This window comes from Acetobacter sp. DmW_125128, from assembly GCF_008704325.1.
In the GTDB taxonomy this organism is placed as follows: domain Bacteria; phylum Pseudomonadota; class Alphaproteobacteria; order Acetobacterales; family Acetobacteraceae; genus Acetobacter; species Acetobacter oryzifermentans.
In genome coordinates, this window is the sequence record NZ_VHOP01000011.1 from 88,735 (window position 1) to 112,647 (window position 23,913).

Here is a 23,913-nt window from a genome sequence, read left to right on the forward strand (position 1 = left end):
CAGCACTTTGCAGTTTGGAACACTTATTCCGGCTGACTAAATTACTGGCGTTCAGGATTCATCATGCAGATTGTAAAAACCAAAGCAGAACTGGCAGCACTCAGCACCAGTTGGCGGAAAGATGGCCAGACTATTGGCTTTGTGCCGACCATGGGCGCACTTCATGCAGGCCATATCTCACTCATAAATGCGCTGGATGGCAAAGCCTCCCGTCGAATTGTGTCCATTTTTGTAAATCCTATCCAATTCAACAACACCAATGATTTCCAGCATTACCCGCGCGGGCTGGAAGATGATGCTGGCCTGCTACGCAATACCGGCAAAGTGGACGTGCTTTACGCCCCAGATGAAAGCCAAATGTACCCTCCCGGCTTTGCAACTCGTATAAGTGTTTCCGGGCTGGATACTATGCTGTGTGGCGGAGACAGACCCGGCCATTTTGATGGCGTTGCCACTGTGGTTACCAAACTGTTTTTACAAACACGCGCCAATATCGCGGCCTTTGGTGAAAAAGATTACCAGCAACTCTGCCTCATCAAACGCATGGTGCAGGATTTGGATCTACCTGTAGATATTTTACCCGTGCCCACTTTGCGAGAAGCAGACGGGCTTGCCCTTTCATCTCGCAACCGCAGGCTTACGCCACAACAACGCCAACAAGCCACGTTCCTGCCCCAAGCCCTAAAGGCATGCCTTGCAGCCATGCGGAACGGCACAAATGTAGAAAGCAGCTTGGCCACATGCCGTGAAGCATTGAAGAATGCAGGCTTTCACGTTCATTATCTGGAACTCCGCCATGCGGAAAATCTGGCGCCGGCCCCTATTACCAGCAAAGATACACGTTTGTTTGTGGCTGCCAGCTTAGGAGACATCCGACTTATTGATAATATGCCGCTTGCCTAACTTTGGTTTTCCATAAAATTTTTTCCACGATAGCAAAGAACCCAAAATCATGAGCATCAAACGTCTTGCTCCCGAAGAACGCTTAACAGGCGCTGTTATCCATAATGGTCTTGTTTATCTGGCTGGCCAGATTGCCGATGATTCCACATTGGATGCAGAAGGCCAGATGGCTGATATTCTACGGCAGGTAGATGCCTTATTGGCTGAAGCTGGCACGGACAAAAGCCGCCTTATTTCCGCACAGATCTTTCTGGCCGACATGAATGATATGGCTGGCATGAATCGTGCATGGGATGCATGGCTGGACAAAAACAATAAACCCGCCCGCGCAACGGTAGAAGCCAAACTGGCAGACCCCACATGGAAGGTGGAACTCACCGGAATTGCCGCGTTGCCTCAACCATAGTTGCTTTAATAGTGGACGGCTGTTTTGCCAGCCGTTCACTACAAAAAACGAGGCATAAGCAAATGCTTTAATGCATTGATACAATTTATAAATTTTAAAGGGAAATAAGGCTGGCTCCCGAAGTAGGACTCGAACCTACGACCCAGCGATTAACAGTCGCTTGCTCTACCAACTGAGCTATTCGGGACCAGCGAGGGAGCATATAGCTAACCTAAATCGCGCCGTAAACCCCCTTTTTTATTTTTTTTCATATCTCCTCCATCACTCATAAAGCGACAGACACAGCAAGACATAGTAAACCTACAAAAATGAACGCCCAAGGTCCTTCCCAAACACGTCGTAATCTCCTGCTAGCCGGTATGGGCGGTATTGCCGCCATTGGCGGAGGAACCTTTTTGGCAACACGAGGCAAGCATCACACACACAAACAGCCCGATGGTGCTTATCGGCAGATCAAAATAGGTTGGCCAAATTCTGGATCGGCACCAGTTTTGGCTGTGGCTGCACAAAAAGATTTTTTTGCGCATTACAGCTTGGATGTAGATCTGCCCTTCGCCACCATAAATGGGGAAGACACCATTAATGCACTGGCCAGAGGGGATATTTCCTACGCCGTAGCCCCTGCCCTTACGTGGCTCAGGCACCTTTATGCAGGGCTAAATGCGCAGTTGCTTATTGGGGTGCAGCCGGGCAATTTTCGGCTGTTAGTACGCCGCAGCAGCCATATTACACGGCTAGACCAGCTTATGGGCCACACTGTAGCCGTTATGGATCAGAACGCCGCAGATAAGCTGTTTTTTGCCATTATGATGCGCCGCAAAGGGCTAGACGCCATGAACCGCATCAACTGGCTGGATCTACCTCTCCCACAAATTGATGATGCCGCACGCAGCCAAAGAATTGATGCCGTTGTCGCGCATGATTATCAGGCATGGTGGCTGCTTCAATCCTTCCCTGATATGTTTATTGAGCTAGCAGGCAGCAATACTGGCCACTATGCTGAGCGCACAAGTATGGTGCTTGGCGCCTCCAGTTCTGCCCTACAAGATGACCCAGATGCCGCCATTGCCCTTGTGCTGGCCCTACGTGATGCAGCACGCTGGACAGATACCCACCGCGATGATGCTGCAACCCTGATTGCGCCAGATATTACGGATCTTTCTGCAGCCAGCATACGCGCCATGCTACACAGTGAACCTGCTATCCGGCCCGTTATTGGCAAATCATTGCGCGAACAACTGGCGCAGTATTGTGATGAACTGCAACTGGTCAGCCTACTGCCCGACACAGAAGACAGCACAGCACTTGCTCATCATTATGCGCGGAATGTTTTGAAAGAATAAAGTAAAGTGCAGGCACATTTTTAATTGCGCCTGTACTTTACTTGAAAGCTTTACTGCAAGCCTTCTACAAACTGAGCAATACGCTGGCAGGCCTCGCGCAGTGTTTCATCTGCCGTTGCGCAGGACAAACGCAAATAAGGTGAATGCCCAAAGGCGCTTCCTGGCACAGTGGCTACAAAAGCCTCTTCCAGCAAAGCTAATGCAAAGTCATGGTCTGTTTCTAACCGCTTACCGGCAGCAGTTGTTCGGCCAAGACACCCGGCAACACCCGGATACGCATAAAACGCACCATCGGGCATAGCGCAGGTAAACCCCGGAATGGCCCGCAATGCTTCCACAACCATCCGGCGGCGGCGGCCATATGTTGCCACCATTTCCTGCACCAAATCTGCCGGGCCATCCAACGCAGCCGCTGCCGCCGCCTGCGCTATGGAGCACACGCCAGATGTGGCATTGCCCTGAACACCCCGCATGGTAGCGATAAGATCTGCTGGACCGCCCGCAAAACCTACGCGCCAGCCTGTCATGGCATAAGCTTTAGAAACGCCGTTAAGGGTAATGGTGCGTTCTTTCAGATCAGGCGCTACAGCGGCAATAGATGCTGATTTTGCACCATCAAACACCAGATGTTCGTAAATCTCATCTGAAAGTATCCAGATATCTGGATACTGCCGCAAAACTTCCGCAATAGCCCGCAGATCATCCGCTGAGCACACACCACCTGTTGGATTATTAGGAAAGTTCAATACCACCCAACGTGTGCGCGGTGTCAGCACTTTTGCCAGTTCATCCGCCTTCAGGCGGAAACCATCTTCCTCCCGGCAAGGTACAAAAACAGGTGTTGCACCAAACATACGGGCAATAAGCGGATAGCTGACCCAATAAGGCGTGGGCACCACCACTTCATCACCCGCATTCAGCGTGGCCATAAAAGCGTTGAAGATAACCTGCTTGCCACCGTTGGAGACCATAATCTCCTCCGGCTTATAATCCAGCCCGTTTTCACGCGTGAACTTGCGGGCAATGGCCGCCTTAAGGGCTGGCGTACCATCTACGGGTGGATATTTGGTCTGCCCAGCCAAGGCGGCCTGATGGGCGGCCTCTACCACGGCAGGCGGTGTGGCAAAATCCGGTTCCCCCAAAGCAAGGGAGATAACGGGCTTGCCTTCCGCCTTAAGTGCGCGTGCACGGCGTGCCATTTCAATAGTAGCCGGTGCAGGCAAACCTTTTAGTCTATTCGCAAAAGACCGCGCCATATTTTACAGCAGCCCTTTGCAAAAGCGCTGAATACGTGCGCAAGCTTCGCGCAAGCTATCTGTATCCGTAGCATAGGAAATACGGATATGACCGGGGAACATGAAGGCCGAACCATGCACAGCGGCAACGCCTTCTTCTTCCAACAGAGCTGTTACGAAATCTTCATCCGTTTCCAGCTTTTTGCCACCCGGAGACGTTTTGCCCAAGCATTTTTCAACTGTAGGGAACACATAGAACGCACCCTGCGGTACATCACATTCCAGCCCTTCGGCTTCATTCAGCATGGAAACAACCATGTCACGCCGCCCCTGATAGGTGGCAACCATTTCCTGAATGAACTCCTGCGGGCCGGTAAGTGCTTCCACAGCCGCGGCCTGTGCGATGGAACAAGTGTTGGAGGTGGACTGCCCCTGAAGTTTGTTCATGGCTTTTGTTAGCTCTACCGGAGCACCAGAAAAACCAATGCGCCAGCCTGTCATGGCATACGCCTTGGAAACACCATTCATGGTAACGGTGCGGCTACGCAGCAGAGGTTCCACTTCCACAAATGTAGCAGGGCGAAAGCCATCGTAAACCAGCTTGGCATAGATATCGTCTGTAAAGATCCATACATGCGGGTGGCGGAGCAGAACATCACACAGCGGGCGTAGGTCTTCGGCAGAATAGGCCACACCCGTGGGGTTACAGGGTGAGTTCAGAAAAAACCATTTTGTGCGCGGCGTAATGGCGGCTTCCAACTGTTCTGCTGTAATCCGAAAACCATTTTCACGCTTGCAGGGTACAATAACGGGCTTGCCTTCTGCCAACGTAACAATATCGGGGTAGGAAACCCAGCATGGTGCCGGAATAATTGCCTCGTCACCCGGATTAAGGGTGGACATCATGGCATTGTAGATAACCTGTTTGCCACCTGTGGAAACAATAATTTCCTCCGGCGTGTAATCCAGACCACTATCCAGCTTAAAACGCTCTGCCACAGCCTTACGCAGCTCTGGCGTGCCAGCAACATCGGTATAACGGGTTTGGCCGTCTTCAATCGCCTTGGCTGCTGCGCGGGAGATGTTTTCGGGCGTGCGAAAATCTGGCTCACCAGCAGAAAGGCTGATGATGTTCCGGCCTTCAGCTTTAAGTGCACGCGCCCGTGTCGAAATGACAATCGTCTGGCTCGGGCTGATCCTGTTCATGCGGTCAGCAACAATGCTCATGGTTCTCTTACTTTCCGACACTATGTTTTTCATGCCAGTTACCAGGACACCCTACATGCCCCTGAAACAGACATTCGGTTCTGGGGCGGCACAGTAATCCTGTTCGGCCTCCGGCGGAACCGGAGATTTCTCATACGCCGCGTTTTTTGTACGCAATTCAGCGTTTATCTCTCAAAAATGTGTGGGAAACCTGCCTTGCAGCGCACATCTTCCGCTGAAAGGCCTGCCTTGCGCATAGCCCGCACAGCCAATGCACCATCCCGCTTGGCCAGCCTGCGGCCTTCTGCATTACATAATAATGGATGAAAGCTGTAGTCTGGCACGTTCCAGCCCATAAGGGCTTGCAATACGCGATGCAGGTCTGTTGCTGGGCGCAGATCTTCGCCGCGTGTTACCAGTGTAACGCCTTGGGCGGCATCATCATGCGTGACGCAAAGATGGTAAGATGCGGGAATGTCTTTGCGTGCAAGCACCACATCACCGAACAATTCAGGGTAGCATAAAACTGTTCCGCGTTCTTGATCCTGATACGTCAGTGGTGCGCCACGTGTGCATTGGTTTATCCATTGCAAGGCTTTGCTCATATTCAGCCGTAACATATGGGGTTGCCCTTGGCTGATGCGCTCCTGCCGTTCCTGATCTGAGAGATGGCGACACGTTCCGGGGTAGCACAAACTGCCATCTGGAGCCGTATGTGGGGCTGAGAATATGGCGGCACTTTCACGCAGGATATCAGAGCGCGTGCAAAAACAGGGGTATAGCACCCCCATTGCATCCAACCTCGCCAACGTTGCCTGATAGGCAGGCATATTGACCGATTGCCTTAAAACAGGCCGAGCGGAACACAAGCCCAACCATTCCAGATCTTGCAAAATGGCGGGAATAAATTCCGGCTTGCAGCGTTGGGTATCAATATCCTCCAGCCGTACAAACCATTCCCCATCCGGCTGGGCCTTTTGCCACCCATACAAAGCCGAAGCCACATGCCCCAGATGCAGAAAACCAGTGGGGCTAGGTGCAAAACGCGTTACCCACCCGGCATGCTTTGTTTGACTATTATGTAATAAATTGTTCATGTTTTTCATGAAACTATTACTAAACTCTCAAAAGACGCATCAAACAGACAGTCGTTTTGTTGCCTCACTCCCGAACCTCTGCAATACTACATGTAGTAATTACCTCGACGACGCACCTTTTGCAGGCAATCGGCTCCGAGTTTTACGATCGCAGAAAGATGCGCCCTCGAAGATAAGCCGAGGAGACAAGTCTTGCCTGACGGTAGTGCCCTCAACTTTCCTGCATTGGTTCTAAATGCAGATTTCCGGCCACTCTCCTACTATCCCCTTTCCCTATGGGCATGGCAGGATGCCATTAAAGCTGTCTGGCTGGATCGGGTTTCTGTGCTGAGCGAGTACGAGACAGAAGTACATTCTCCGCACCATACCATCCGCCTGCCCAGTGTAATTGCCTTAAAAGACTACATTCCCGCAGCCCGCAAACCTGCTTTTACCCGTTTTAATGTTTTCCTGCGTGACAACTTTTCCTGCCAGTATTGTGGGGAACGCCATCCTACGCAGGAACTAACGTTTGACCATGTTATTCCGCGCTGCAAAGGCGGCAAAACAAGCTGGGAAAATATTGTAACCGCATGCGGGTGCTGCAATCTGCGCAAAGGCTCTCATCTTCCACATGTTATCGGCATGTTGCCACGGCATCGGCCAGAACGTCCATCTTCGTGGCAGCTACAGGAAAATGGGCGCGCCTTTCCCCCCAACTATCTGCACGAAAGCTGGCGCGATTACCTGTATTGGGACACAGAACTAGAAAACTAATCAGGCAGCCACTTTTTAGCGCGTATAGCTGTACCCGTATTCATCTGCCTGTTTCTGAAGATCCGGAGCATCTTTCAGGTTCAGCGGAATCGGTTTTGCGTTTTTCTCACCAAACATAAAGTTATGGTTGGTCATGCGCTGGCATGTATTGGCGGCCAGCGGAAAGCTAAGATACATCGGCCCGGCCATTTGCTTGCGCAGGCAGGTAATATCCGTATCAACCAATGGCAGACGCCCCACCTCGGAAGAGCAACCACCCAGCAGGGTTAGGCCTACCGCTACAAACCCAAGGCATAATGTATTTTTCATCTGCATAACGGATCAGCCACCTTGCTTCAGCATATTTGACAGCGGCTGGAGGCCGCGCTGGCGTATTATTCGGAAACATTCATACTGCCAGCTTCTGCCTACCTCAGCTAGACAGGGAACATCACGCCCCCTGTCTGCCTGCCGCATGGCAGAACTGGCTAAAATGAAAAATGCCGCTTTTAGCTTACTTCGTAACCTGCGCCACGGATTGCATTCTGCAAGGAAGAAACGCCAGCCCGTGTTGGATCATACGTTACTTTCACTTCGCGCGTTGCCAGATTAACATCTGTGGCTTCTACACCATCAATAGCAGCAAGAGCGCGCTTGATAGCAGACACGCAGCCATCGCACGTCATACCATCCACCATAAAGCTTGCTGTGGTTTGGGTCATTTATCTTTCCCTTTATAAAATAACATATTTAACGTGGCCCGCCTTATAGCGCAGCTCTGGCCCAGACGGAATAAGCAGATAGGCAGTCTGCCATCCTGCATTCTCATGATATGCTGCCCGGATGAGCAGCCTTTCCATGTATTCCGGCCCCGACAAGATGCACACCACCCTATCTCAGTGGCAGGATATACCCCTCCACCGCCTGATGTTAGCGACTCTTATAGAAAAACTGGAAAACAGGCTGCTTGCCAACCCCAGCGCCACACGTGTTCTGAAACAATGGATAAGCACTTACAATCTGGCCCCAGACAACAACCTGCATGCTCATCGCCAAACAGAAGGCACGGCACCCTGCCCGCCGTTCTTGTTGCAAACGCTATTAGGTGCCTGTGATACGCAAGCAGAAGATGTGCATTACAGGAAGGTACAACTTACCGCACATGGGAAGGTTTTTTCAGAAGCAGAAAACTGGTACATTCCGGCCAGATTATCCCCGGAAATGGCCACCCAACTAGACACAACAGATAAGCCCTTTGGGCTTGTTGTGGCGGCGCTTAACTTCTCTCGCCAACTTATCAAACGGGAGAGCCTGTGGTTCCCTCTTCCAGATCAATGGGAACAACATGGAATACCGGTTGGTTCAGGCAAGCCTATTGGCCTGCCGCCCTATCTTTTCCGCCATATGGCGGTACTACGCACGCAAACAGGGCAAGCTTTTTGCGTGGTAATTGAAACCTATACCGCAGAAGCATTAGGGGTTCCGCCGCCAGCCATGCCAGCATAAACGAAAACCCCTTTGCTTATATCTTAGGCTTCGGCGTCAGCCTCTGCGCATTCACCCATACGCGTTGTATCTACAAACTTTTCAGTATCATCATCCAGCGCACGTGTTTTACGCCCACCGGGACCATGCACGTACAGGTCTTTCTTATTCAGCTTAGAAACAGCATCAGGCTGCACAGGCATCAGATACCGAGCTGGGCGCTGATGATCCGCCAACTGAAGTTTGGGGTTAAAGACCGAATTGAACTTCCAGAGCATTTTTACAAAGTTGGTCTGGCCATTACGCAGCAGACGCGCCGCAATACCTGCGGTGTCTTTTAGTGCTTCCCAACCCATGTGCTTGGTGTTGAGCACCTGCTGGGTTTTCACCAGTTCTTCGTAAAACTCAGGCAGCGGCAAGGTAGTGGGCAGCACCGCATGCTGAATATCGAACAGACGATAATCCCGCGTTGTCAGACGGCGTGCTTCCTTGTGCCAGATTTCTGTGCCCGGATACGGCGTGGTGACAGAGATATTCACAATATCCGGAATTTCCAAGCACCACTGACGCACTGTTTCAAAGCGCTTCCGATCCCATGAAGGATCAGCAATGATGTTAATGGCAACAATCAGCCCCAGAGAACGTGCGTATTCCAGCGCTTCAAAGTTTTTATCCAGAGAAACACGCTTACGGAACTGCTTCAGACCTTCTTCATCCACAGCTTCCATGCCGATGAAGATGTAGGAAAGCCCAATTTCACTCCAGACCTTGAACACTTCCTTATTACGCAGCAGCACGTCTGCACGCGTTTCAAGGTAGTATTCCTTTTTAATGCCGCGCTTCTTGATTTCGTTGGCAATGGCCATGCCGTGCTCTTCATGCACGAAAGCCACGTCATCCACGATAAAGATGCCGGGTTCCTTAATTTCCTCTAACTCATCCGCAATCACCTGCGGGCTGGCTGTACGGTAGGAACGGCCATAGAATGTCCATGCAGAACAGAACGTGCAATCCCACGGGCAACCACGCGCAAATTCGATAGAGGCCGCCGGGTCCAGCGTGCCAATAAAGTATTTGTTGCGGTGCCGCAGAAGATCACGCGCTGGGCGCACTTTATCCAGCGATTCTACAAAAATGGGGGGCGGCCCTTCACCATCTTTGGTGATAACACCGGGCACTTCTAGAATATCCTTACCATTCTGCACGGCTTCCAGCAGCAGCCCAACCGTGGCATCGCCTTCACCTTTAAGAATGCAGTTAATAGTACCTTCAGAAAGTTCCAGAACATCCTTTGCAATAAAGGATACAGAGTGCCCGCCTACAAACTGGAAGATATTGGGATTGCGGTAGCGAGTTTCTCGGCACAGATCCAGAATTTCTGGCACGTTTGCCAGATAGTTACCGGAGTAACACACCACATCGGGCTGAAACTCATCGAGCATTTTCCAGTAATCTTCATGCGTTTCGGCCTGAAGATCCAAAATCTGCACATCATGGCCGGCACTCCGAGCTGCGCCAGCAACCAGCTCCATGCCAAGAGGCTCCAGACGGAGAAAGACCCGCGTGTACATCAGGGCGCTGGGGTGAACCGCCAGAACTTTCATGTCATTCCTTTTCGCTCGCAAAGCCAACAGCGCGCGGAGGTTTCCTCAACACGCAGCCGGAAAAATTCTCTGGACGCTTACATATTAGAGGAATGCTTATAGAGCAAATGTTAGGCGTGACCCCATCTTTGCAGCCACACCTCCCATGCAAAAGGTGATTACCTCTTGCAGACTGCGCCTCATTAGAGGGCCACAGCAACATATTTATATCGCTCTGGCTGGCAGCAAATCCACCAGCCAGAGTGAATCCGAAAAAAACGGATCAGGGCAGGATTTCGGTTTCCGCGAAGAAGAAGCGGATTTCGTTCGCTGCGTTTTCTGCACTGTCAGAACCATGCACGGAGTTTGCTTCAATGCTTTCAGCAAACTGAGCGCGAATGGTGTTGGGTTCTGCCTTTTTGGGGTCTGTCGCACCCATTACTTCGCGGTTCTTGGCAACTGCGTTGTCACCTTCCAAAACCTGCACCACAACCGGGCCGGAGATCATGAAGGACACCAGATCATTATAGAACGGGCGTTCTTTATGCACTTCATAGAATGCGCCAGCCTGAGCTGGGGACAGCTGAATGCGCTTCTGGGCGACAATGCTCAGACCTGCGTCTTCAAACACGGCATTGATCTTGCCGGTCAGGTTGCGACGGGTTGCGTCCGGCTTGATAATGGATAGCGTACGTTCTTTAGCCATTGGGTTTCTCCTTTTTTCTGGCATACCAGCACCATAAGGGTGGCAGCCGTAGCGCTCCATCTAGAGCATATCGGCGCGGGCTGGTAGGTACCATGCCGGATGTAATGCACGATTCATAAAGAAACGAGAGTTGCGTTGAGCCTTCTTGTCATATCCGATCTTACCCTGCGTATGGCAGGCCGCACCCTTCTGGACCAAGCAAACCTGTCTATAGAGCCCGGCCGTAAGGTGGGCCTTATCGGGCGCAACGGAGCCGGAAAATCTACCCTGTTGGCCGCCATTGCGGGTGATATTTCCCCAGATGGTGGGGAAATTCGCCTGTCTGCCCGCGCCCGTATGGCACGCGTAAAGCAGGAAGCTCCAGCGGATGGCGCATCGCTTCTTGATACCGTGCTGGCTGGTGATACCGAACGCAGCGCCCTTCTGGCAGAAGCCGAAACGGCGACTGACCCTGTGCGCATTACAGAAATACATGAACGCCTGCGCGCCATACGTGCAGATAGCGCCCCGGCACGCGCGGCTTCTGTTCTGGCAGGGTTAGGGTTTAATGCCGCTGCACAGGCCCGCCCTGTTTCAGACTTTTCTGGCGGCTGGCGTATGCGCGTTTCCTTGGCAACTGCGCTGTTTCTGGAACCAGATTTGCTGCTGCTGGATGAACCCACCAACCATTTGGATCTGGAAGCCACCCTGTGGCTGGAAGATTGGCTCCGCCGATTCGCAGGGGCTGCGCTGATTGTCAGCCATGATAGAGGGCTACTGGATTCCTGCGTGGATGCCATTGCGCATCTAGACCATGGCAAGCTCAGCCTAACGCCGGGTGGATACGAAAATTTTGTGCGCATTCGCACAGAGCAAGCCTTACAGCAGGCCCGGCAAGTTGAAAAAATTGCGGCCCAGCGCGCGCATATGCAATCCTTTGTTGATAGATTCCGGGCCAAGGCTACCAAAGCCAAGCAGGCACAAGCGCGCCTAAAGGCGTTGGAAAAACTGCCCGTTATCGAATCCGTGGTGGAAGAAACGCCCGCTCACTTCTCATTCCCAGAACCCGAGCAACTTCCTCCACCTATTTTGAGCATGAACCGTGCCAGCGTGGGGTATGAGGGCAAGCCTGTGCTCAGCAATCTTTCCCTCCGGTTAGATATGGATGATCGCATTGCCCTGCTTGGTGCCAACGGGAACGGCAAATCCACCTTTGCCAAACTTCTTGCAGGCAGGTTGGAACCACTCTCTGGCACAGTAGAGCGTAACCCCCGCCTTAAAATTGGGTATTTTGCTCAGCATCAGGCGGAAGAACTACGCCTGAACGAAACACCCATAGACCACATGGCACGCGCTCTGCCAAAAGCCACACCCCCGGTTGTGCGCGCCCAGCTTGCACGCTTTGGGCTAGATGCAGAACGGGCAGAAACAGCAGTTAAAGACCTTTCGGGCGGAGAAAAAGCACGCCTGCTGTTAGCCTTGGCAACGCGTGATGCCCCGCAACTCCTGCTGTTGGATGAACCAACCAACCATTTGGACCTGGATGCCCGCGATGCGCTTATTCGTGCGCTGGCAGACTATGAAGGTGCTGTAGTTCTGATCAGCCATGATCCACATCTGGTTGAACTGGTGGCTGACCGGCTGTGGTTGGTAGGTGATGGTAAGATTACCCCATTTGAAGGCGATATGGCGGAATATCGCGCGTGGCTGATCGAACACAACCGCGCTGCAAACCGTCCAAAACAGGATAATGCCGCCCAGCCCAGCCGCAAGGATGACCGGCGTGAACGTGCAGAAGCCCGCAAAGCCTTGGCCCCTTTGCGCAAAATTATAAAAGACGCAGAAGCGCGTCTTGCCAAACTGGCGCAGGAACAGAAGAAAATTGAAGCCAGTTTGGCTGATCCTGCACTGTATAGCGAAGGAAAAACACAGGATCTCACGCGCCTGAACACACGCCTTGCCGCCCTAAAAAAAGAGCAGGAAGAAGTGGAAGAACGTTGGCTAACTGCCGAAGCTGAAATGGAAGAAGCCGCCAACGAGGCATGATGCCTTTGCTGGCGTGAGGCATTTTTGCCAATGCGCCAGCTTTTTGTGTCTGACTTTTCAGAATTTCCTTCTCAGATCGCAAGACACATGGATAAGAATACATCTTAAACGCAGCAACACTGCTTCCACGCCTTCCCCTTCCCAATATTCCAGCTTCAAGCAGCCTTCCGAAAGACACTTGCGCATGCCTTCAGACACCCCTTCTTCTCCTGCCCCCCCTCTTGCTGGCGGGCCGTATGAAGGCAAGCCACACTCTGCTGAGTGGCTGCAATCCATCTCCAGAATCCTGCGTATGACCTTCAGCGGTGCCGTTATTGCCCTGGTAGTCTGGTTGATGGGCGATGTGTTGATGGTTGTGTTTGCATCCGTGCTTTGTGCTGTGGTGCTGCATGGGCTGTCTAAAATTCTGGTGCGCCATCTGCGGCTGCCATATGGGTGGGCTCTCAGTGCCGTTATCTGCGGGTTGATTGGCAGTGCTGTCTTTTTGGTCTGGAACAGCGGCCCAGCCATGATTAGCGAAGCTTTGCGCCTGCAAGATGCCTTGCGCCAGCAGGAAACCGCACTGCGTAGCACTTTGCAAAGCACGCCCACCGGCCAGATGATCCTGAACTACCTGCCTGCTTCCTTGGGGGGACATCAGGCTGGCGGTGGAGATACCAGCAGCCTTGCCTCTCTTGGCTCTCGCATTGCCGGATCCATGACAGGCATTCTGGGATCTGCTTTTGGGGCTATCGGCACATTGTTGGTTGTGCTGATAGCCGGGCTGTATTTTGCCATGTCCCCTGCAGTTTACGCCAACGGCTTTCTACGGTTGGTGCCTGTTTCCAAACGCCCCAAAGTGCGTGATCTTCTGCTTAGGGCTGGACAGACACTTTGGGCATGGGTTGCCGGGCAATCTTTGGACATGCTGGTAGTTGGCACGCTTTCTGGCCTTGGCCTGTGGTTTATTGGCGTGCCTTTGGCGTTGGCGCTGGGTGTGCTTGCTGGGTTGTGTAACTTTATCCCCTATATTGGCGCCATTATGGGAGCCGTTCCTGCGTTGCTGCTGGCACTTTCTCTTGGCACGCGGGAAACCATTATGGTGGCTGTACTTTATAGCGTGATCCAGTTTCTAGAAGGTAATGTGCTAGCCCCGGTTATTCAGCGCCACGCCGTACAAATGCCCCCTGCTCTTACAGTTTTGTCACAGACACTTTTTGGCGCCATCTTGGGTTTTCCGGGCCTGATTTTTGCCTCTCCGCTGACGGCTGTGTTGATGGCAACATTGGATGGCCTTACCCCCAAGCTGGATGAAAAAGACCAGATTTAAACGCGGACCGTGACATGAATGTATATTTATCGTAAGGTTTTGGTAATACGCTCTGGATAATGTAAGGTCTGGATCATGCGCGTTCTTCTTGTTGAAGACGATCAAACAGTTCGCAATTTTATAGCCAAGGGTCTTGCGGAAGCTGGACACTTGGTTGAACAGGCTGAAGATGGCAAAAGCGGGTTATCTCTTGCTGCCAGCGAAAAGTTTGATGTGATCATTCTAGATCGCATGCTGCCGGGGGGTGTTGAAGGCCTTCATATCCTACAAACATTGCGCAACCAAAATAATTTAACCCCTGTACTTCTTCTTTCCGCCTTAGCTGATGTGGATGAAAAAGTGACCGGACTGAAAGCCGGAGGGGATGATTACGTTACAAAACCCTTCTCATTTTCCGAGCTTCAGGCACGTCTGGAAGCACTGGTGCGCCGTAACAGAAACGAGGCCCAACCGCAGACACGCCTTACTATTGGAGATTTGGAAATAGATCTGCTCTCGCGCAATGTGCGGCGTGCAGGCCAGAAGATTGAATTGCAACCGCGTGAATTCCGCCTATTGGAATTTTTGATGCGCCATGCCGGTCAGGTTGTTACGCGCACCATGCTGCTAGAAGGCGTGTGGGATTACCATTTTGACCCCCAGACAAACGTCATTGACGTGCATATTTCCCGCCTTCGCCAAAAAATAGACAGACCGTTTCATCACCCGCTGGTTCATACTATCCGTAATGCAGGATACATGCTGCAAGAATGAACATTTTTGCGGCCAGAGGATCAGATAAAAAACCTTTTTGCATGGGTTAAATTGGCAAGCCTATCTTTACCGTTTTGATTGAGTAATCTGCGAAATGTTCCAACGCATTATTCATCTCATTCACAAAACTACGGCTGCCATCACTCATGGCAATCTCTCCCAGCGCATCCCACTCACCGGAAACGGAAATGGAGGGGATGAGGTTACCACCGCCATAAATACCATGCTGGATAGTATCAGCCAGCAGATGGATAACGTGCGACAAACTTCCAACGCCATTGCGCATGATCTGCGTGCCCCTATTGCCCGTGCACGTTCCCAACTGGAAGATGGAGCCTTACACGCACACACTGAGGCTGAACTCCGCACAGCCATTGAGCATGCTATTGAGCAGCTTGACCATGTGACCAGTATTTGTGACGCACTGTTACGTATTGCGCAGATAGAAGCTGGCAGCCGCCATTCGGCCTTTAGCCAGTTTGATCTGGTGCCTGCCCTACGGGATATTCTGGAACTTTACTCCGCTGTTGCAGAAGATCGTGGAATAACGATCAAGACCATTTTCCCCGAAAAACTTCCGTTTTATGGTGATCGCACCATGTTCCAGCAGGCCATTGCCAATGTGTTGGACAACGCCATTAAATTTTCTCCGCCCAAAGGCGTCATTGCCTGCTCCGCCCAGCTTATTCTACCCTCACCTCATTCAGAAAATGATGGCATCGTAGAAATCACCATAACTGACCACGGCATAGGCATGACGCCACGAGACATAGCGCATGCCACACAACGTTTCTTTCGGGCCAAGCAGACACACCATATTTCAGGCTCTGGTCTTGGGCTTTCTCTTGTGCAGGCGATTGTGCAACGTCATGGTGGCCAACTTCATCTAGCCCACAACAATCCGGGGTTAATCGTGCGTATTGAGGTACCCTTGCCTCGCACTAAAATCAGTAAGACTATGGAAATTAATCGCTAATCTAACGTTTTCGAATACAATCATCCCTTTGCCGCAGATACATTGCCTTTCTGCCTTGAACTTGCCCTACTGATAGATTGTTATCGCAGCAGTAAGTATTCACCTGTGGTGGACAGCCTCAGAAAAAGCGCTGCTCTTTGCCAACAGGGAAACATCTAACCTCATTCATTTTTACCCAACAACTCTGACATCAAAAGGAAACACCCGCTGATGCGTTTTTATTCTCGCTCCATGTTGTTCCTGCTTTCCGCAAGTTCCTGCGCATTCATGGCAATGCTCCCCCCAGCTCATGCGGAAGATACAAATACTTTTACCAAGCTTGAGCTTTCTGCTTCTGGCACAACAGATTCCGCCCCAGACCAGCTTACCGCCACATTCCGGGCAGAAGCACGTAACAAAAATGCAGCAACAGCCCAGCAGGCTGTAAATGCGCTGGTGCAAAAAATTACCGAACAAACCAGCAAAAATGATGCCGTGCAGTTAGCGATAACAGGGTACGATGTTTCTGAAACGCGCCCAGACAAAGAGCCCGCTTTTTGGACAGCGACCCAGAGATTGAGCCTGAAAGCCCAAAATGGTAACGCGCTCCTGCCCTTAGCCGGACAGTTTCAGGCAAATGGCCTTATTCTGGAAAGTCTGGATTGGTCTATTTCTGATGACAAGCGTGAAGATCTGCTACTGGATGCTGAAAAGAACGCCATTGCCGAGCTAAAAAAGCAGGCAGACACGGTGGCTGCGTCTCTGGGCTTGCATGTCGTGCGCTTTTCAAATGTCACTATATCTGAAAACCCCATCATCCGCCCCATGCCTATGATGATGTCTATGGCGCGCAGTGCAGATGCCTCGGCAGCAGCACCATCCAGCACCGCACAAACCCAGCATGTTCACGCAAACGCGCGTGCAACTATCCTGCTTGGCCCGTAAAACAAAAAAACCCCTGCTTCCTTAATAAGAAAGCAGGGGTTTTACTGGCAATCAGACTAAAAACACGGTTTAGCGCGGGGCCAGAACCATGATCATCTGGCGGTTTTCAAGGCGCGGCATCTGCTCCACCTTGGCAACCTCATCCATTTCGCCACGAATGCGTTCCAGAACCTTAATACCCAGTTCCTGATGCGCCATTTCACGACCACGGAAACGCAGCGTAACCTTTACCTTGTCACCTTCACCAATAAAGGTTTTCACAGCACGCATTTTAACCTGGTAGTCATTTTCGTCGATATTCGGACGAACCTTGACTTCCTTGATTTCAATGACCTTCTGCTTCTTTTTGGCTTCGTTGCGCTTTTTCTGCTGTTCGTATTTGAACTTGCCGTAATCAAGAATCTTCGCAACAGGCGGCTCGGCATTTGGGCTTATTTCTAGAAGATCCAACCCAACACTATACGCTTTTGCCAAAGCATCACGCACAGTCATAATACCGGCCATTTCGCCATTTTCATCAATAAGGCGAACCTGCGGCACACGGATTTCTTCATTCACTCGCGGCCCTTCTCGGCTGGGCGGCGCGGGATACGGTGATCTGGCTATGGTCGGCTCCTGTAGTACATTTCAATAATTTGCAGAGGCACCTTTTGGGCGCTTCTACCTGTTGTTAGTATGTGCGCAATTATCTGCGCTTTATCAAGCAGGGCAAGCACAAAAACATCTTCATTGCTGCCCTGCTGTGACAAGAAAACTCTGCTTCACCCTTTTTTGCGTAAATCTGGCGGCGTTGCCTCATTTTTCAAGCGTGCAACCGCATCATTCAAGCTCAGAGTCTCCTGCGCCTGCGTGCCAAGGCGGCGCATGGCAACGGTGTGCTCTTCTGCTTCACGTCGGCCAACTACCAGAATCACCGGAACACGCGCCACGCTGTGTTCGCGCACTTTGGCGTTGATCTTGTCATTCCGCACATCGGCTTCTACAGCCAGCCCGGCTTCACGCAAAGCGGCAGCCACTTCCTCTGCATAAGGTGCGGCGTCACTTACAATAGAGGCCACCACCACCTGCACTGGCGCCAACCAGAGCGGGAAACGCCCTGCGTGCTGTTCGATCAGAATACCAAGGAACCGTTCAAAAGATCCCAGAATGGCACGATGCAGCATAACGGGACGATGCCGCCCAGAGTCTTCGCCAATATAACTGGCATCGAGTCGTTCAGGCAGAACCAGATCAACCTGCAAAGTGCCGCACTGCCAATCACGCCCAATGGCATCACGCAGCACAAATTCCAGTTTGGGGCCGTAGAATGCGCCCTCACCGGGGTTGTGTTCGTATTCCACACCAGCCACGGTGCAAGCTTCCTTCAGTGCGTTTTCAGCCTTGTCCCATACCTCATCGCTGCCAGCACGCTGTTCTGGGCGATCTGCAAACTTTACGCGCACATGCTCAAAGCCCAGATCCTGATACACATCATGCAGCATTTTCACGAAACGCACTGTTTCATCTGCAATCTGATCTTCGGTGCAGAAAATATGCGCATCATCCTGCGTAAAGCCACGCACACGCATCAGGCCATGCAATGCACCAGAAGGCTCATACCGGTGGCATGCGCCAAATTCCGCCATACGCAGCGGCAGTTCACGATAAGAGCGCAGGCCATGACGGAAAATCTGTACGTGGCAAGGACAGTTCATAGGCTTGAGGGCGAGGGTTTTGTTTTCGTCCTCAACCGTCGCAATGAACATGTGATGGCGGTATTTGTCCCAGTGGCCAGAAGCCTCCCACAGTGCCCGGTCAACAAGCTGTGGTGTGCGCACTTCCTGATAACCATGGCGTGTCTGGGCACGGCGCATGTAATCCTGCAACGCCGTATAAAGCCGCCAACCTTTGGCGTGCCAGAACACCTGTCCCACGGCTTCTTCCTGAAAATGGAACAGGCCCATTTCCTTACCGATCCGGCGATGATCGCGCTTTTCTGCTTCTTCCAGTTGGTGCAGGTGCGCGTCCAGCTCCTTCTGATCACGCCATGCCGTGCCGTACACACGGGTTAGCATGGGGTTACGATGGTCCCCACGCCAATAGGCGCCAGCCACCTTCATCAACTTGAAAGCGTTACCAACATCCTTGGTGGTGCGCAGATGCGGGCCACGGCACAAATCCAGCCATTCACCCTGCCGATAGATAGAAATTTCTTCATCTTCCGGCAGATCGCGAATCAGCTCGGCTTTGAATTTTTCACCGCGATCTTCAAAAAACTGAATCGCATCATCGCGCTTCCAGACTTCGCGCACAAACGGTTCAGCCTTGGCGACAATTTCCCGCATTTTAGCTTCAATGGCCGCGAAATCTTCCGGGGAGAACGGTTCGGAACGATAGAAATCGTAATAGAAGCCGTTTTCAATGGACGGACCGATTGTAACCTGAGTGCCCGGGTACAGCGCCTGCACGGCTTCGGCCAGCACATGCGCGGCATCGTGCCGGATAAGCTCCAGAGATTCCGGATCTTTGCGGGTAATAAAGCGAAGGGCAGCATCTTTCTGGATGGTCTGGCGGATATCGCACAGCTTTCCATCCACTTCCATGGCCAGTGCGGCTTTAGCAAGACCGGGGCCGATAGCTTCCGCCACCGTCGTGCCTGTTACCGGCCCGTCAAAACTACGAACAGAACCGTCAGGCAAGGTAATGGCGGGCATGGTCAAAGGCTCCAGAAAAGAAAATCAGAAACTGATAGAAGATGCTTAATGACGCCACCAGAGCGCGGCTGCAACCCTTTGCACACAAAGCAATGCAAGATCACGCACACGAAGTACGCGCACCTGCCCTGCCTGCCACCCTAACGGAGCCGTAAGTGCGGGGTTACTATCAGCAGAAAACAGCACAACGCAGCGGCAGCCCATAACGGCAGCCAAATGCATTGGGCCTGTATCATTCCCCACAGCGCATTGCGCCCGCGCAGCCAGCCCTGCAAGTTCTGGCAGAGTGGTCTGGCCCATTAAATTTAGGGCTTGTGGGCAATAAGACAGAATATCCTTTGCCAAGGGCTGTTCAGTTTCATGCCCCACCAATACTGGGCACAAACCACGCCGGGCAATTTCTGCCGCCAGCTCACCATACCGTCTGGCAGGCCAGCGTTTGGCAGGCCGATGCACGGCTGCCCCCGGCACAATCAGCACATAGGGGGTATCAAGCTTTGGCCCTTTATCACGCAGCCATGAAACATCTGGTTGTGACACATTTTCTATGCCAGCCATACGCAACTGATCACGCTGGCGGGCGCGCGTGTGCATCTCATCCCGCCATGGGTTTAAATGGGCAAGTCTGCCCTCTCCTACATGCCCGCACCATGAAGCGGGCCGTCCTGCCAACGCAAAATAACGCGCTGTACGGGCGGATGTCTGTAGATCATAAACCCTGTCATACCCGCGCAACATCTTACGCAGTGCGTATATTTGCGGCACATTTGCCCAATGTGGGCGCATATCCGTAAGGACTTCATTAAACCAGGGTGAAAGCCGGGCCAGTTCAACAAACGGCGCTGTTGTAAGCAAAGTGATATGTGCAGCAGGATATGCCTGCCGGATAGCCTGAAATGGGCCAAAACTTTGCACGAAATCTCCCAACGCACCCAAACGGATAACAAGAATACGTTGCGGTGAAGCCCCTTGGGGTTTTTCAGAATATATTAAATGGCTCATGGTGTATCCGGATCTGCGGCCATAACAGCAAGATCCTGCCGAGCCAGATCTGCTTCATGACTATCTGGTGCCAGATCAAGCACGCGCTGCCAGTCTGCCTGTGCGCCGGTGGCATCCCCTTTACGTTCACGCACAATGCCGCGCTCCAGCAAAGCTGCCGGGTTTTCCGGCTCTATTTCCAAAGCATGTGCTACGTGCATGGCCGCAGCATCAAGCTGCCCTGCGCGACGTTCCGCCGATGCTAGCAAAACATACCCCTCGGCTCCAATATCTGGCTTTTTAGCCACCAGCGCAGAGAGTTCTTTCACCACCACATCAGCCTGATCCTGCGCCAGCAAAGCGCGAGCACGCAACAGGTGCAGGCGGGTGTCATCCTCAAACGCCAGCCCGTAATCTACGCTGCGCAAAGCTTTTTCTGGTTGCCCGGCAGAAAGCCATGCATCCGCGGCATCTTCCTCCAGCCCGGCCCGAAAGCTGGAAGGCGCGCGCTCTGCGTGCTCTATAGGCTGGTGGGCAAGTTCATCCAGTTCCGCTGCTGCACTTTCTTCATCCCCGGCTTCCAGCAATGCCAAAGCATGACAATGCTTGGCTTCCTGCCCTCCGTTACCGTGGCGCTCCCAGTCCAGTGCGTAATCTCTTGCGCCAAATGGATCATCCCCCACCATGGCCATACAAGCTTCTACAGACCATTTCTGCCCGCTTACTGGCCCGGATGTATCCGCAGCATGGCCGCGTGCTGTAGCCGCCGTAACTGGGGCGGAAACAAGCAACGCTGTACCTGCAACCACGCAGGGAAGATGCCGCCGTGTAGGCACAAAAGAAAACTTCATCCTGCCTCCATAACAAACAGGTTCATTCACGCACAGGCCGGGAACCTGAAAAGGAAGAACAGTTCTGCCCTACTGATCTTATGGCACAAAATGTGCAAATTATGATAACACCCTGTTCATGAGCAGTTTTCTGGCCTCTGCCTCCATCCTGCAAATCCTGCCCGCTCTGGAGCAGGGCGGAGTGGAAAGAGGCACCATAGAAATGGCACAGGCCATTACACAAGCTGGGGGCAAGGCGCTTGTCATCAGCGCTGGTGGGCGTATGGAACCTCTGCTGCGGCATAGTGGCGCAGAGCACATTACCCTTCCCGATTGTGGCAGCCGAAACCCCTTGAAGATTGCCAAAAACAGTCATTTCCTCAGCAACATTATTCGCCAGCACAATGTGCAACTTGTTCATGCCCGATCCCGCGCGCCTGCATGGGTGGCCAAAATGGCCTGCAAGCGCACACAAACACCTTTTGTAACAACATGGCATGGCGTGCACGCCAACACCTTTCCCGGCAAGCGGCACTACAACGCTGTTTTAGCATCTGGGGACCGCGTTATTGCCATTAGCAACCACATCGCCCAGCGCCTTACGGAAGAATATCATGTCGGGCCAGATCGGCTACGTACTATCCCGCGCGGGGCAGATACCGATCAGTTTTCGCCACAAATGGTATCCGGCCAGCGTGTGCACCGTCTGGTAGAAGCATGGGCGCTTCCGGCTGATGCCCCGGTTATTCTTATGCCCGGCAGACTAACGGCATGGAAAGGCCAAAGCCTTGTGCTGGATGCGTTGGCCCAGCTTCTAGACCTTTTGCCAGATATAAACTGGCATTGCGTGTTTGCTGGCGGGTGCTCGCCCGAAGATAAATATGCGCAGGAACTCAGCACAAAAGCGGCGCAATTAGGCCTGACTGACCGCGTGCGCTTTGCAGGCCATTGCGATGATATGCCCGCCGCCATGATGCTTGCCAACATGGTGGTTGTGCCCTCTCTCCGCCCAGAACCTTTTGGCCGTGTGGTGGTGGAGGCACAGGCCATGTGTTGCCCGGTTATTGTGGCGCATCATGGTGCAGCAGTAGAAACCGTTGCCCATGGCCAGACGGGCTTTAGCTTTACCCCAGAAAACGCCAACGAACTGGCACAGACCATTTATGACGTGCTGGTTGCGCCACCAGAAATTCTGGAAGCTATCGGATATGCCGCACGCCAGATGGTACTGAGCCATTACAGCACCTTTGCCATGCAACATGCCACACTGGCTGTGTATGATGAACTGCTTGATACCACTCTGGCAGAACACTTTGCTGGCATTAAAAATGATCCTGCCCTCTTTCAGGAACCAACATTTGCAGGATAAGGAAGAAAGACTTTAATTTTCCTGACCTGGAAGGAAGCAGGACACAGACATGACTGCTACTTCTCTTACAACTCCGCCCTCCATTTTTATGCGACCTCCGCAACATCTGGCTTTTATGGCGGCCCCTACAGAAACCGCCCGTGATGAGCTTGATCGGCTGGTGACCCGTTATGGCAACTGCCACCCCGGTGAGGCAGACGTAGTGATCTGTTTGGGCGGTGATGGTTTTATGCTGGAAACCCTACGCGTTATTCTGGAAGCCGGGCTGACAACCCCAGTTTATGGCATGAACTGTGGTTCCGTGGGTTTTTTGATGAACCCTACGAATGAAGAAGACCTTCCTTACAGATTGGCGCATGCACAGGCTGCAATCATTCACCCTTTACGCATGAAAGCCGTAACGGCACATGGCGAAGCACATGAAGCATTGGCGCTGAATGACGTGTATCTGTTCCGCCAGACACGACAGGCAGCCAAATTACGCATTGATGTGGATAGGCTGGTGCGCATTCCCGAGTTGATTTGTGATGGCGCTTTATTGGCCACCCCAGCCGGTTCCACCGCTTATAACCTTTCTGCCCACGGGCCTATTGTGCCACTTTCTGGCAACCTGCTTCCACTTACCCCTATCTGCCCCTTTCGCCCACGCCGCTGGCGCGGAGCACTTCTGCCCTCATCGGCCCATGTCGGTTTTAGTGTTCTGGAACACGACAAGCGCCCGGTTGCAGCCGTTGCCGATTCGATAGAAATTCGGGATGTTGTTTCTGTGCAAGCGTGGGAAGACCGCGAATTGGCCGTAACCTTGTTGTTTGACCCTGGGCAAACCCTTTCTGAACGTATTGCGGCGGAACAGTTTTCTGCATGATGCCGCAGTGTGGCCGCTTTCAGGCGCCAAAAGCAGCTTCCCTCTGGTCTTCTTCCTCTTTTTCTGGATTAGTCTTCCATTTAATGCAGAACATGTTTCCTTTCTCTCGCCGCCTTGCCCTTTTGTGTGCCGCAAGCTTGCTTGCCACCAGCGCGGTCTCACATGCTCAGATTGTTACCAACAGTCAGGCTCTGGACAGTTTGGGCGGGGCAGCACCCATAACCGCGCCCACAACACCTGCGGCACCTGTGCATGAAGCAGCACCTCGCCGGGCAACAACGCCTGCGCATACTGAAACGCGCCGCCGCGTAGCAGAAAAGCCGCAAGCTTCCACAGCACAGAAAAAAGAAACATCCAGCGTAAAAAACACGCAGCCAGCCGCAGCAGCGCCTAAAAGTGCACCTGCCCCCAAGCCGGTTACCAAGCACCCGGTTGAAGCCAAAGCACCCGCACCCGCACCCGCACCCGCACCCGCACCCGCACCCGCAC

Annotated in this window: 23 protein-coding genes, 1 tRNA gene and 1 pseudogene; 13 read left to right on the forward strand and 12 right to left on the reverse strand. The window is 52.6% G+C overall.

The annotated features are described in order from the left end of the window. Positions 1-63: 63 nt before the first annotated feature. Complete coding sequence (gene panC / locus FKW19_RS04710; protein ID WP_089179364.1) at positions 64-903, forward strand: pantoate--beta-alanine ligase; 840 nt, start codon at positions 64-66, stop codon at positions 901-903. Between the two features lie 49 nt (positions 904-952). Beyond that, the gene (locus FKW19_RS04715; protein ID WP_006117473.1) at positions 953-1,309 is read left to right on the forward strand and encodes a RidA family protein; all 357 of its coding nucleotides are present in this window, start codon (positions 953-955) and stop codon (positions 1,307-1,309) included. Positions 1,310-1,420: 111 nt separating this feature from the next. Here the strand turns inward: FKW19_RS04715 and FKW19_RS04720 are convergent. Next, positions 1,421-1,496, reverse strand: a tRNA-Asn gene (locus tag FKW19_RS04720). Positions 1,497-1,617: 121 nt separating this feature from the next. Here FKW19_RS04720 and FKW19_RS04725 point away from each other — a divergent pair. Then, a complete protein-coding gene (locus tag FKW19_RS04725; protein WP_063354449.1) occupies positions 1,618-2,652 on the forward strand; it encodes an ABC transporter substrate-binding protein in 1,035 nt (344 codons plus the stop codon). A gap of 50 nt (positions 2,653-2,702) precedes the next feature. Here FKW19_RS04725 and FKW19_RS04730 read toward each other — a convergent pair whose 3' ends face one another. From FKW19_RS04730 to gluQRS, 3 genes are all read right to left on the reverse strand, one after another. Next, positions 2,703-3,908 carry a pyridoxal phosphate-dependent aminotransferase gene (locus FKW19_RS04730; protein WP_089179365.1) on the reverse strand — a complete coding sequence of 402 codons (1,206 nt, stop codon included), beginning with the start codon at positions 3,906-3,908 and terminating at the stop codon, positions 2,703-2,705. 3 nt (positions 3,909-3,911) lie between these two features. Continuing rightward, the gene (locus FKW19_RS04735) at positions 3,912-5,114 is read right to left on the reverse strand and encodes a pyridoxal phosphate-dependent aminotransferase (protein ID WP_089179366.1); all 1,203 of its coding nucleotides are present in this window, start codon (positions 5,112-5,114) and stop codon (positions 3,912-3,914) included. Between the two features lie 164 nt (positions 5,115-5,278). Then, positions 5,279-6,190, reverse strand: coding sequence for a tRNA glutamyl-Q(34) synthetase GluQRS (gluQRS, locus tag FKW19_RS04740; protein ID WP_089179367.1), 912 nt, complete (start codon positions 6,188-6,190; stop codon positions 5,279-5,281). Positions 6,191-6,382: 192 nt separating this feature from the next. Between gluQRS and FKW19_RS04745 the strand changes: the two genes are divergently transcribed. Next, the gene (locus FKW19_RS04745; RefSeq protein ID WP_006117478.1) at positions 6,383-6,946 is read left to right on the forward strand and encodes an HNH endonuclease; all 564 of its coding nucleotides are present in this window, start codon (positions 6,383-6,385) and stop codon (positions 6,944-6,946) included. A 15-nt stretch (positions 6,947-6,961) separates the two neighbouring features. On the opposite strand, the gene FKW19_RS04750 is transcribed toward FKW19_RS04745, so the two are convergent. Together FKW19_RS04750 and FKW19_RS04755 are read right to left on the reverse strand one after the other, a co-directional pair. Beyond that, complete coding sequence (locus FKW19_RS04750; RefSeq protein WP_089179368.1) at positions 6,962-7,261, reverse strand: hypothetical protein; 300 nt, start codon at positions 7,259-7,261, stop codon at positions 6,962-6,964. A 173-nt stretch (positions 7,262-7,434) separates the two neighbouring features. After that, positions 7,435-7,647: a heavy-metal-associated domain-containing protein gene (locus FKW19_RS04755; protein ID WP_006117480.1), complete on the reverse strand. Its 213-nt coding sequence runs from the start codon at positions 7,645-7,647 to the stop codon at positions 7,435-7,437. 121 nt (positions 7,648-7,768) lie between these two features. On the opposite strand from FKW19_RS04755, the gene FKW19_RS04760 reads away from it, so the two are divergent. Beyond that, complete coding sequence (locus tag FKW19_RS04760) at positions 7,769-8,431, forward strand: hypothetical protein (RefSeq protein ID WP_089179369.1); 663 nt, start codon at positions 7,769-7,771, stop codon at positions 8,429-8,431. A gap of 23 nt (positions 8,432-8,454) precedes the next feature. Here FKW19_RS04760 and hpnR read toward each other — a convergent pair whose 3' ends face one another. Together hpnR and ndk are read right to left on the reverse strand one after the other, a co-directional pair. Next, complete coding sequence (hpnR, locus tag FKW19_RS04765) at positions 8,455-10,014, reverse strand: hopanoid C-3 methylase HpnR (RefSeq protein WP_035351893.1); 1,560 nt, start codon at positions 10,012-10,014, stop codon at positions 8,455-8,457. Positions 10,015-10,276: 262 nt separating this feature from the next. Further along, a complete protein-coding gene (ndk, locus tag FKW19_RS04770; protein ID WP_026019373.1) occupies positions 10,277-10,699 on the reverse strand; it encodes a nucleoside-diphosphate kinase in 423 nt (140 codons plus the stop codon). Between the two features lie 135 nt (positions 10,700-10,834). On the opposite strand from ndk, the gene FKW19_RS04775 reads away from it, so the two are divergent. The 5 genes from FKW19_RS04775 to FKW19_RS04795 all read left to right on the forward strand — a co-directional run bounded on the left by FKW19_RS04775 (position 10,835) and on the right by FKW19_RS04795 (position 16,686). After that, the gene (locus FKW19_RS04775; protein WP_089179370.1) at positions 10,835-12,724 is read left to right on the forward strand and encodes an ABC-F family ATP-binding cassette domain-containing protein; all 1,890 of its coding nucleotides are present in this window, start codon (positions 10,835-10,837) and stop codon (positions 12,722-12,724) included. 184 nt (positions 12,725-12,908) lie between these two features. Beyond that, the gene (locus FKW19_RS04780; protein ID WP_089179371.1) at positions 12,909-14,033 is read left to right on the forward strand and encodes an AI-2E family transporter; all 1,125 of its coding nucleotides are present in this window, start codon (positions 12,909-12,911) and stop codon (positions 14,031-14,033) included. 75 nt (positions 14,034-14,108) lie between these two features. Further along, positions 14,109-14,786, forward strand: a complete 678-nt coding sequence (locus FKW19_RS04785) for a response regulator transcription factor (protein ID WP_089179372.1) — start codon at positions 14,109-14,111, stop codon at positions 14,784-14,786. Positions 14,787-14,880: 94 nt separating this feature from the next. After that, entirely contained in the window at positions 14,881-15,762 is an 882-nt protein-coding gene (locus tag FKW19_RS04790; RefSeq protein ID WP_089179373.1) for a HAMP domain-containing sensor histidine kinase, read from the forward strand. A gap of 210 nt (positions 15,763-15,972) precedes the next feature. Then, the gene (locus tag FKW19_RS04795; protein ID WP_035351887.1) at positions 15,973-16,686 is read left to right on the forward strand and encodes an SIMPL domain-containing protein; all 714 of its coding nucleotides are present in this window, start codon (positions 15,973-15,975) and stop codon (positions 16,684-16,686) included. Between the two features lie 69 nt (positions 16,687-16,755). Here FKW19_RS04795 and infC read toward each other — a convergent pair whose 3' ends face one another. The 4 genes from infC to FKW19_RS04815 all read right to left on the reverse strand — a co-directional run bounded on the left by infC (position 16,756) and on the right by FKW19_RS04815 (position 21,241). Then, positions 16,756-17,292: a translation initiation factor IF-3 gene (infC, locus tag FKW19_RS04800; RefSeq protein WP_035351884.1), complete on the reverse strand. Its 537-nt coding sequence runs from the start codon at positions 17,290-17,292 to the stop codon at positions 16,756-16,758. Positions 17,293-17,447: 155 nt separating this feature from the next. Next, positions 17,448-19,379, reverse strand: a complete 1,932-nt coding sequence (thrS, locus tag FKW19_RS04805; RefSeq protein WP_063354455.1) for a threonine--tRNA ligase — start codon at positions 19,377-19,379, stop codon at positions 17,448-17,450. Between the two features lie 45 nt (positions 19,380-19,424). Then, positions 19,425-20,381 carry a glycosyltransferase family 9 protein gene (locus FKW19_RS04810; protein ID WP_089179374.1) on the reverse strand — a complete coding sequence of 319 codons (957 nt, stop codon included), beginning with the start codon at positions 20,379-20,381 and terminating at the stop codon, positions 19,425-19,427. Beyond that, complete coding sequence (locus FKW19_RS04815) at positions 20,378-21,241, reverse strand: hypothetical protein (RefSeq protein ID WP_089179375.1); 864 nt, start codon at positions 21,239-21,241, stop codon at positions 20,378-20,380. The genes FKW19_RS04810 and FKW19_RS04815 overlap by 4 nt, the downstream gene beginning before the upstream one ends. 88 nt (positions 21,242-21,329) lie before the next feature. Here FKW19_RS04815 and FKW19_RS04820 point away from each other — a divergent pair, with 88 nt between their 5' ends. The 3 genes and pseudogenes from FKW19_RS04820 to FKW19_RS04830 all read left to right on the forward strand — a co-directional run. Further along, positions 21,330-22,559: a glycosyltransferase family 4 protein gene (locus FKW19_RS04820; protein ID WP_089179376.1), complete on the forward strand. Its 1,230-nt coding sequence runs from the start codon at positions 21,330-21,332 to the stop codon at positions 22,557-22,559. 49 nt (positions 22,560-22,608) lie between these two features. Further along, positions 22,609-23,424 (forward strand): NAD kinase, encoded by an 816-nt coding sequence (locus tag FKW19_RS04825; RefSeq protein ID WP_089179377.1) that lies wholly within the window; start codon positions 22,609-22,611, stop codon positions 23,422-23,424. An 83-nt stretch (positions 23,425-23,507) separates the two neighbouring features. Next, positions 23,508-23,913, forward strand: a pseudogene (locus tag FKW19_RS04830) (hypothetical protein); the annotation flags it as partial.

Bases quoted from the DNA above. Each gene is read 5' to 3' on its own strand.
- gluQRS (WP_089179367.1), bottom strand. From the start codon at position 6,190: ATGAACAATTTATTACATAATAGTCAAACAAAGCATGCCGGGTGGGTA.
- FKW19_RS04725 (WP_063354449.1), top strand. From the start codon at position 1,618: ATGAACGCCCAAGGTCCTTCCCAAACACGTCGTAATCTCCTGCTAGCC.
- FKW19_RS04795 (WP_035351887.1), top strand. From the start codon at position 15,973: ATGCGTTTTTATTCTCGCTCCATGTTGTTCCTGCTTTCCGCAAGTTCC.
- FKW19_RS04820 (WP_089179376.1), top strand. From the start codon at position 21,330: ATGAGCAGTTTTCTGGCCTCTGCCTCCATCCTGCAAATCCTGCCCGCT.
- FKW19_RS04760 (WP_089179369.1), top strand. From the start codon at position 7,769: ATGAGCAGCCTTTCCATGTATTCCGGCCCCGACAAGATGCACACCACC.
- ndk (WP_026019373.1), bottom strand. From the start codon at position 10,699: ATGGCTAAAGAACGTACGCTATCCATTATCAAGCCGGACGCAACCCGT.
- FKW19_RS04825 (WP_089179377.1), top strand. From the start codon at position 22,609: ATGACTGCTACTTCTCTTACAACTCCGCCCTCCATTTTTATGCGACCT.
- FKW19_RS04735 (WP_089179366.1), bottom strand. From the start codon at position 5,114: ATGAGCATTGTTGCTGACCGCATGAACAGGATCAGCCCGAGCCAGACG.
- thrS (WP_063354455.1), bottom strand. From the start codon at position 19,379: ATGCCCGCCATTACCTTGCCTGACGGTTCTGTTCGTAGTTTTGACGGG.
- FKW19_RS04730 (WP_089179365.1), bottom strand. From the start codon at position 3,908: ATGGCGCGGTCTTTTGCGAATAGACTAAAAGGTTTGCCTGCACCGGCT.
- hpnR (WP_035351893.1), bottom strand. From the start codon at position 10,014: ATGAAAGTTCTGGCGGTTCACCCCAGCGCCCTGATGTACACGCGGGTC.
- FKW19_RS04755 (WP_006117480.1), bottom strand. From the start codon at position 7,647: ATGACCCAAACCACAGCAAGCTTTATGGTGGATGGTATGACGTGCGAT.
- FKW19_RS04810 (WP_089179374.1), bottom strand. From the start codon at position 20,381: ATGAGCCATTTAATATATTCTGAAAAACCCCAAGGGGCTTCACCGCAA.
- FKW19_RS04785 (WP_089179372.1), top strand. From the start codon at position 14,109: ATGCGCGTTCTTCTTGTTGAAGACGATCAAACAGTTCGCAATTTTATA.
- FKW19_RS04780 (WP_089179371.1), top strand. From the start codon at position 12,909: ATGCCTTCAGACACCCCTTCTTCTCCTGCCCCCCCTCTTGCTGGCGGG.
- FKW19_RS04790 (WP_089179373.1), top strand. From the start codon at position 14,881: ATGTTCCAACGCATTATTCATCTCATTCACAAAACTACGGCTGCCATC.
- FKW19_RS04715 (WP_006117473.1), top strand. From the start codon at position 953: ATGAGCATCAAACGTCTTGCTCCCGAAGAACGCTTAACAGGCGCTGTT.
- panC (WP_089179364.1), top strand. From the start codon at position 64: ATGCAGATTGTAAAAACCAAAGCAGAACTGGCAGCACTCAGCACCAGT.
- FKW19_RS04750 (WP_089179368.1), bottom strand. From the start codon at position 7,261: ATGCAGATGAAAAATACATTATGCCTTGGGTTTGTAGCGGTAGGCCTA.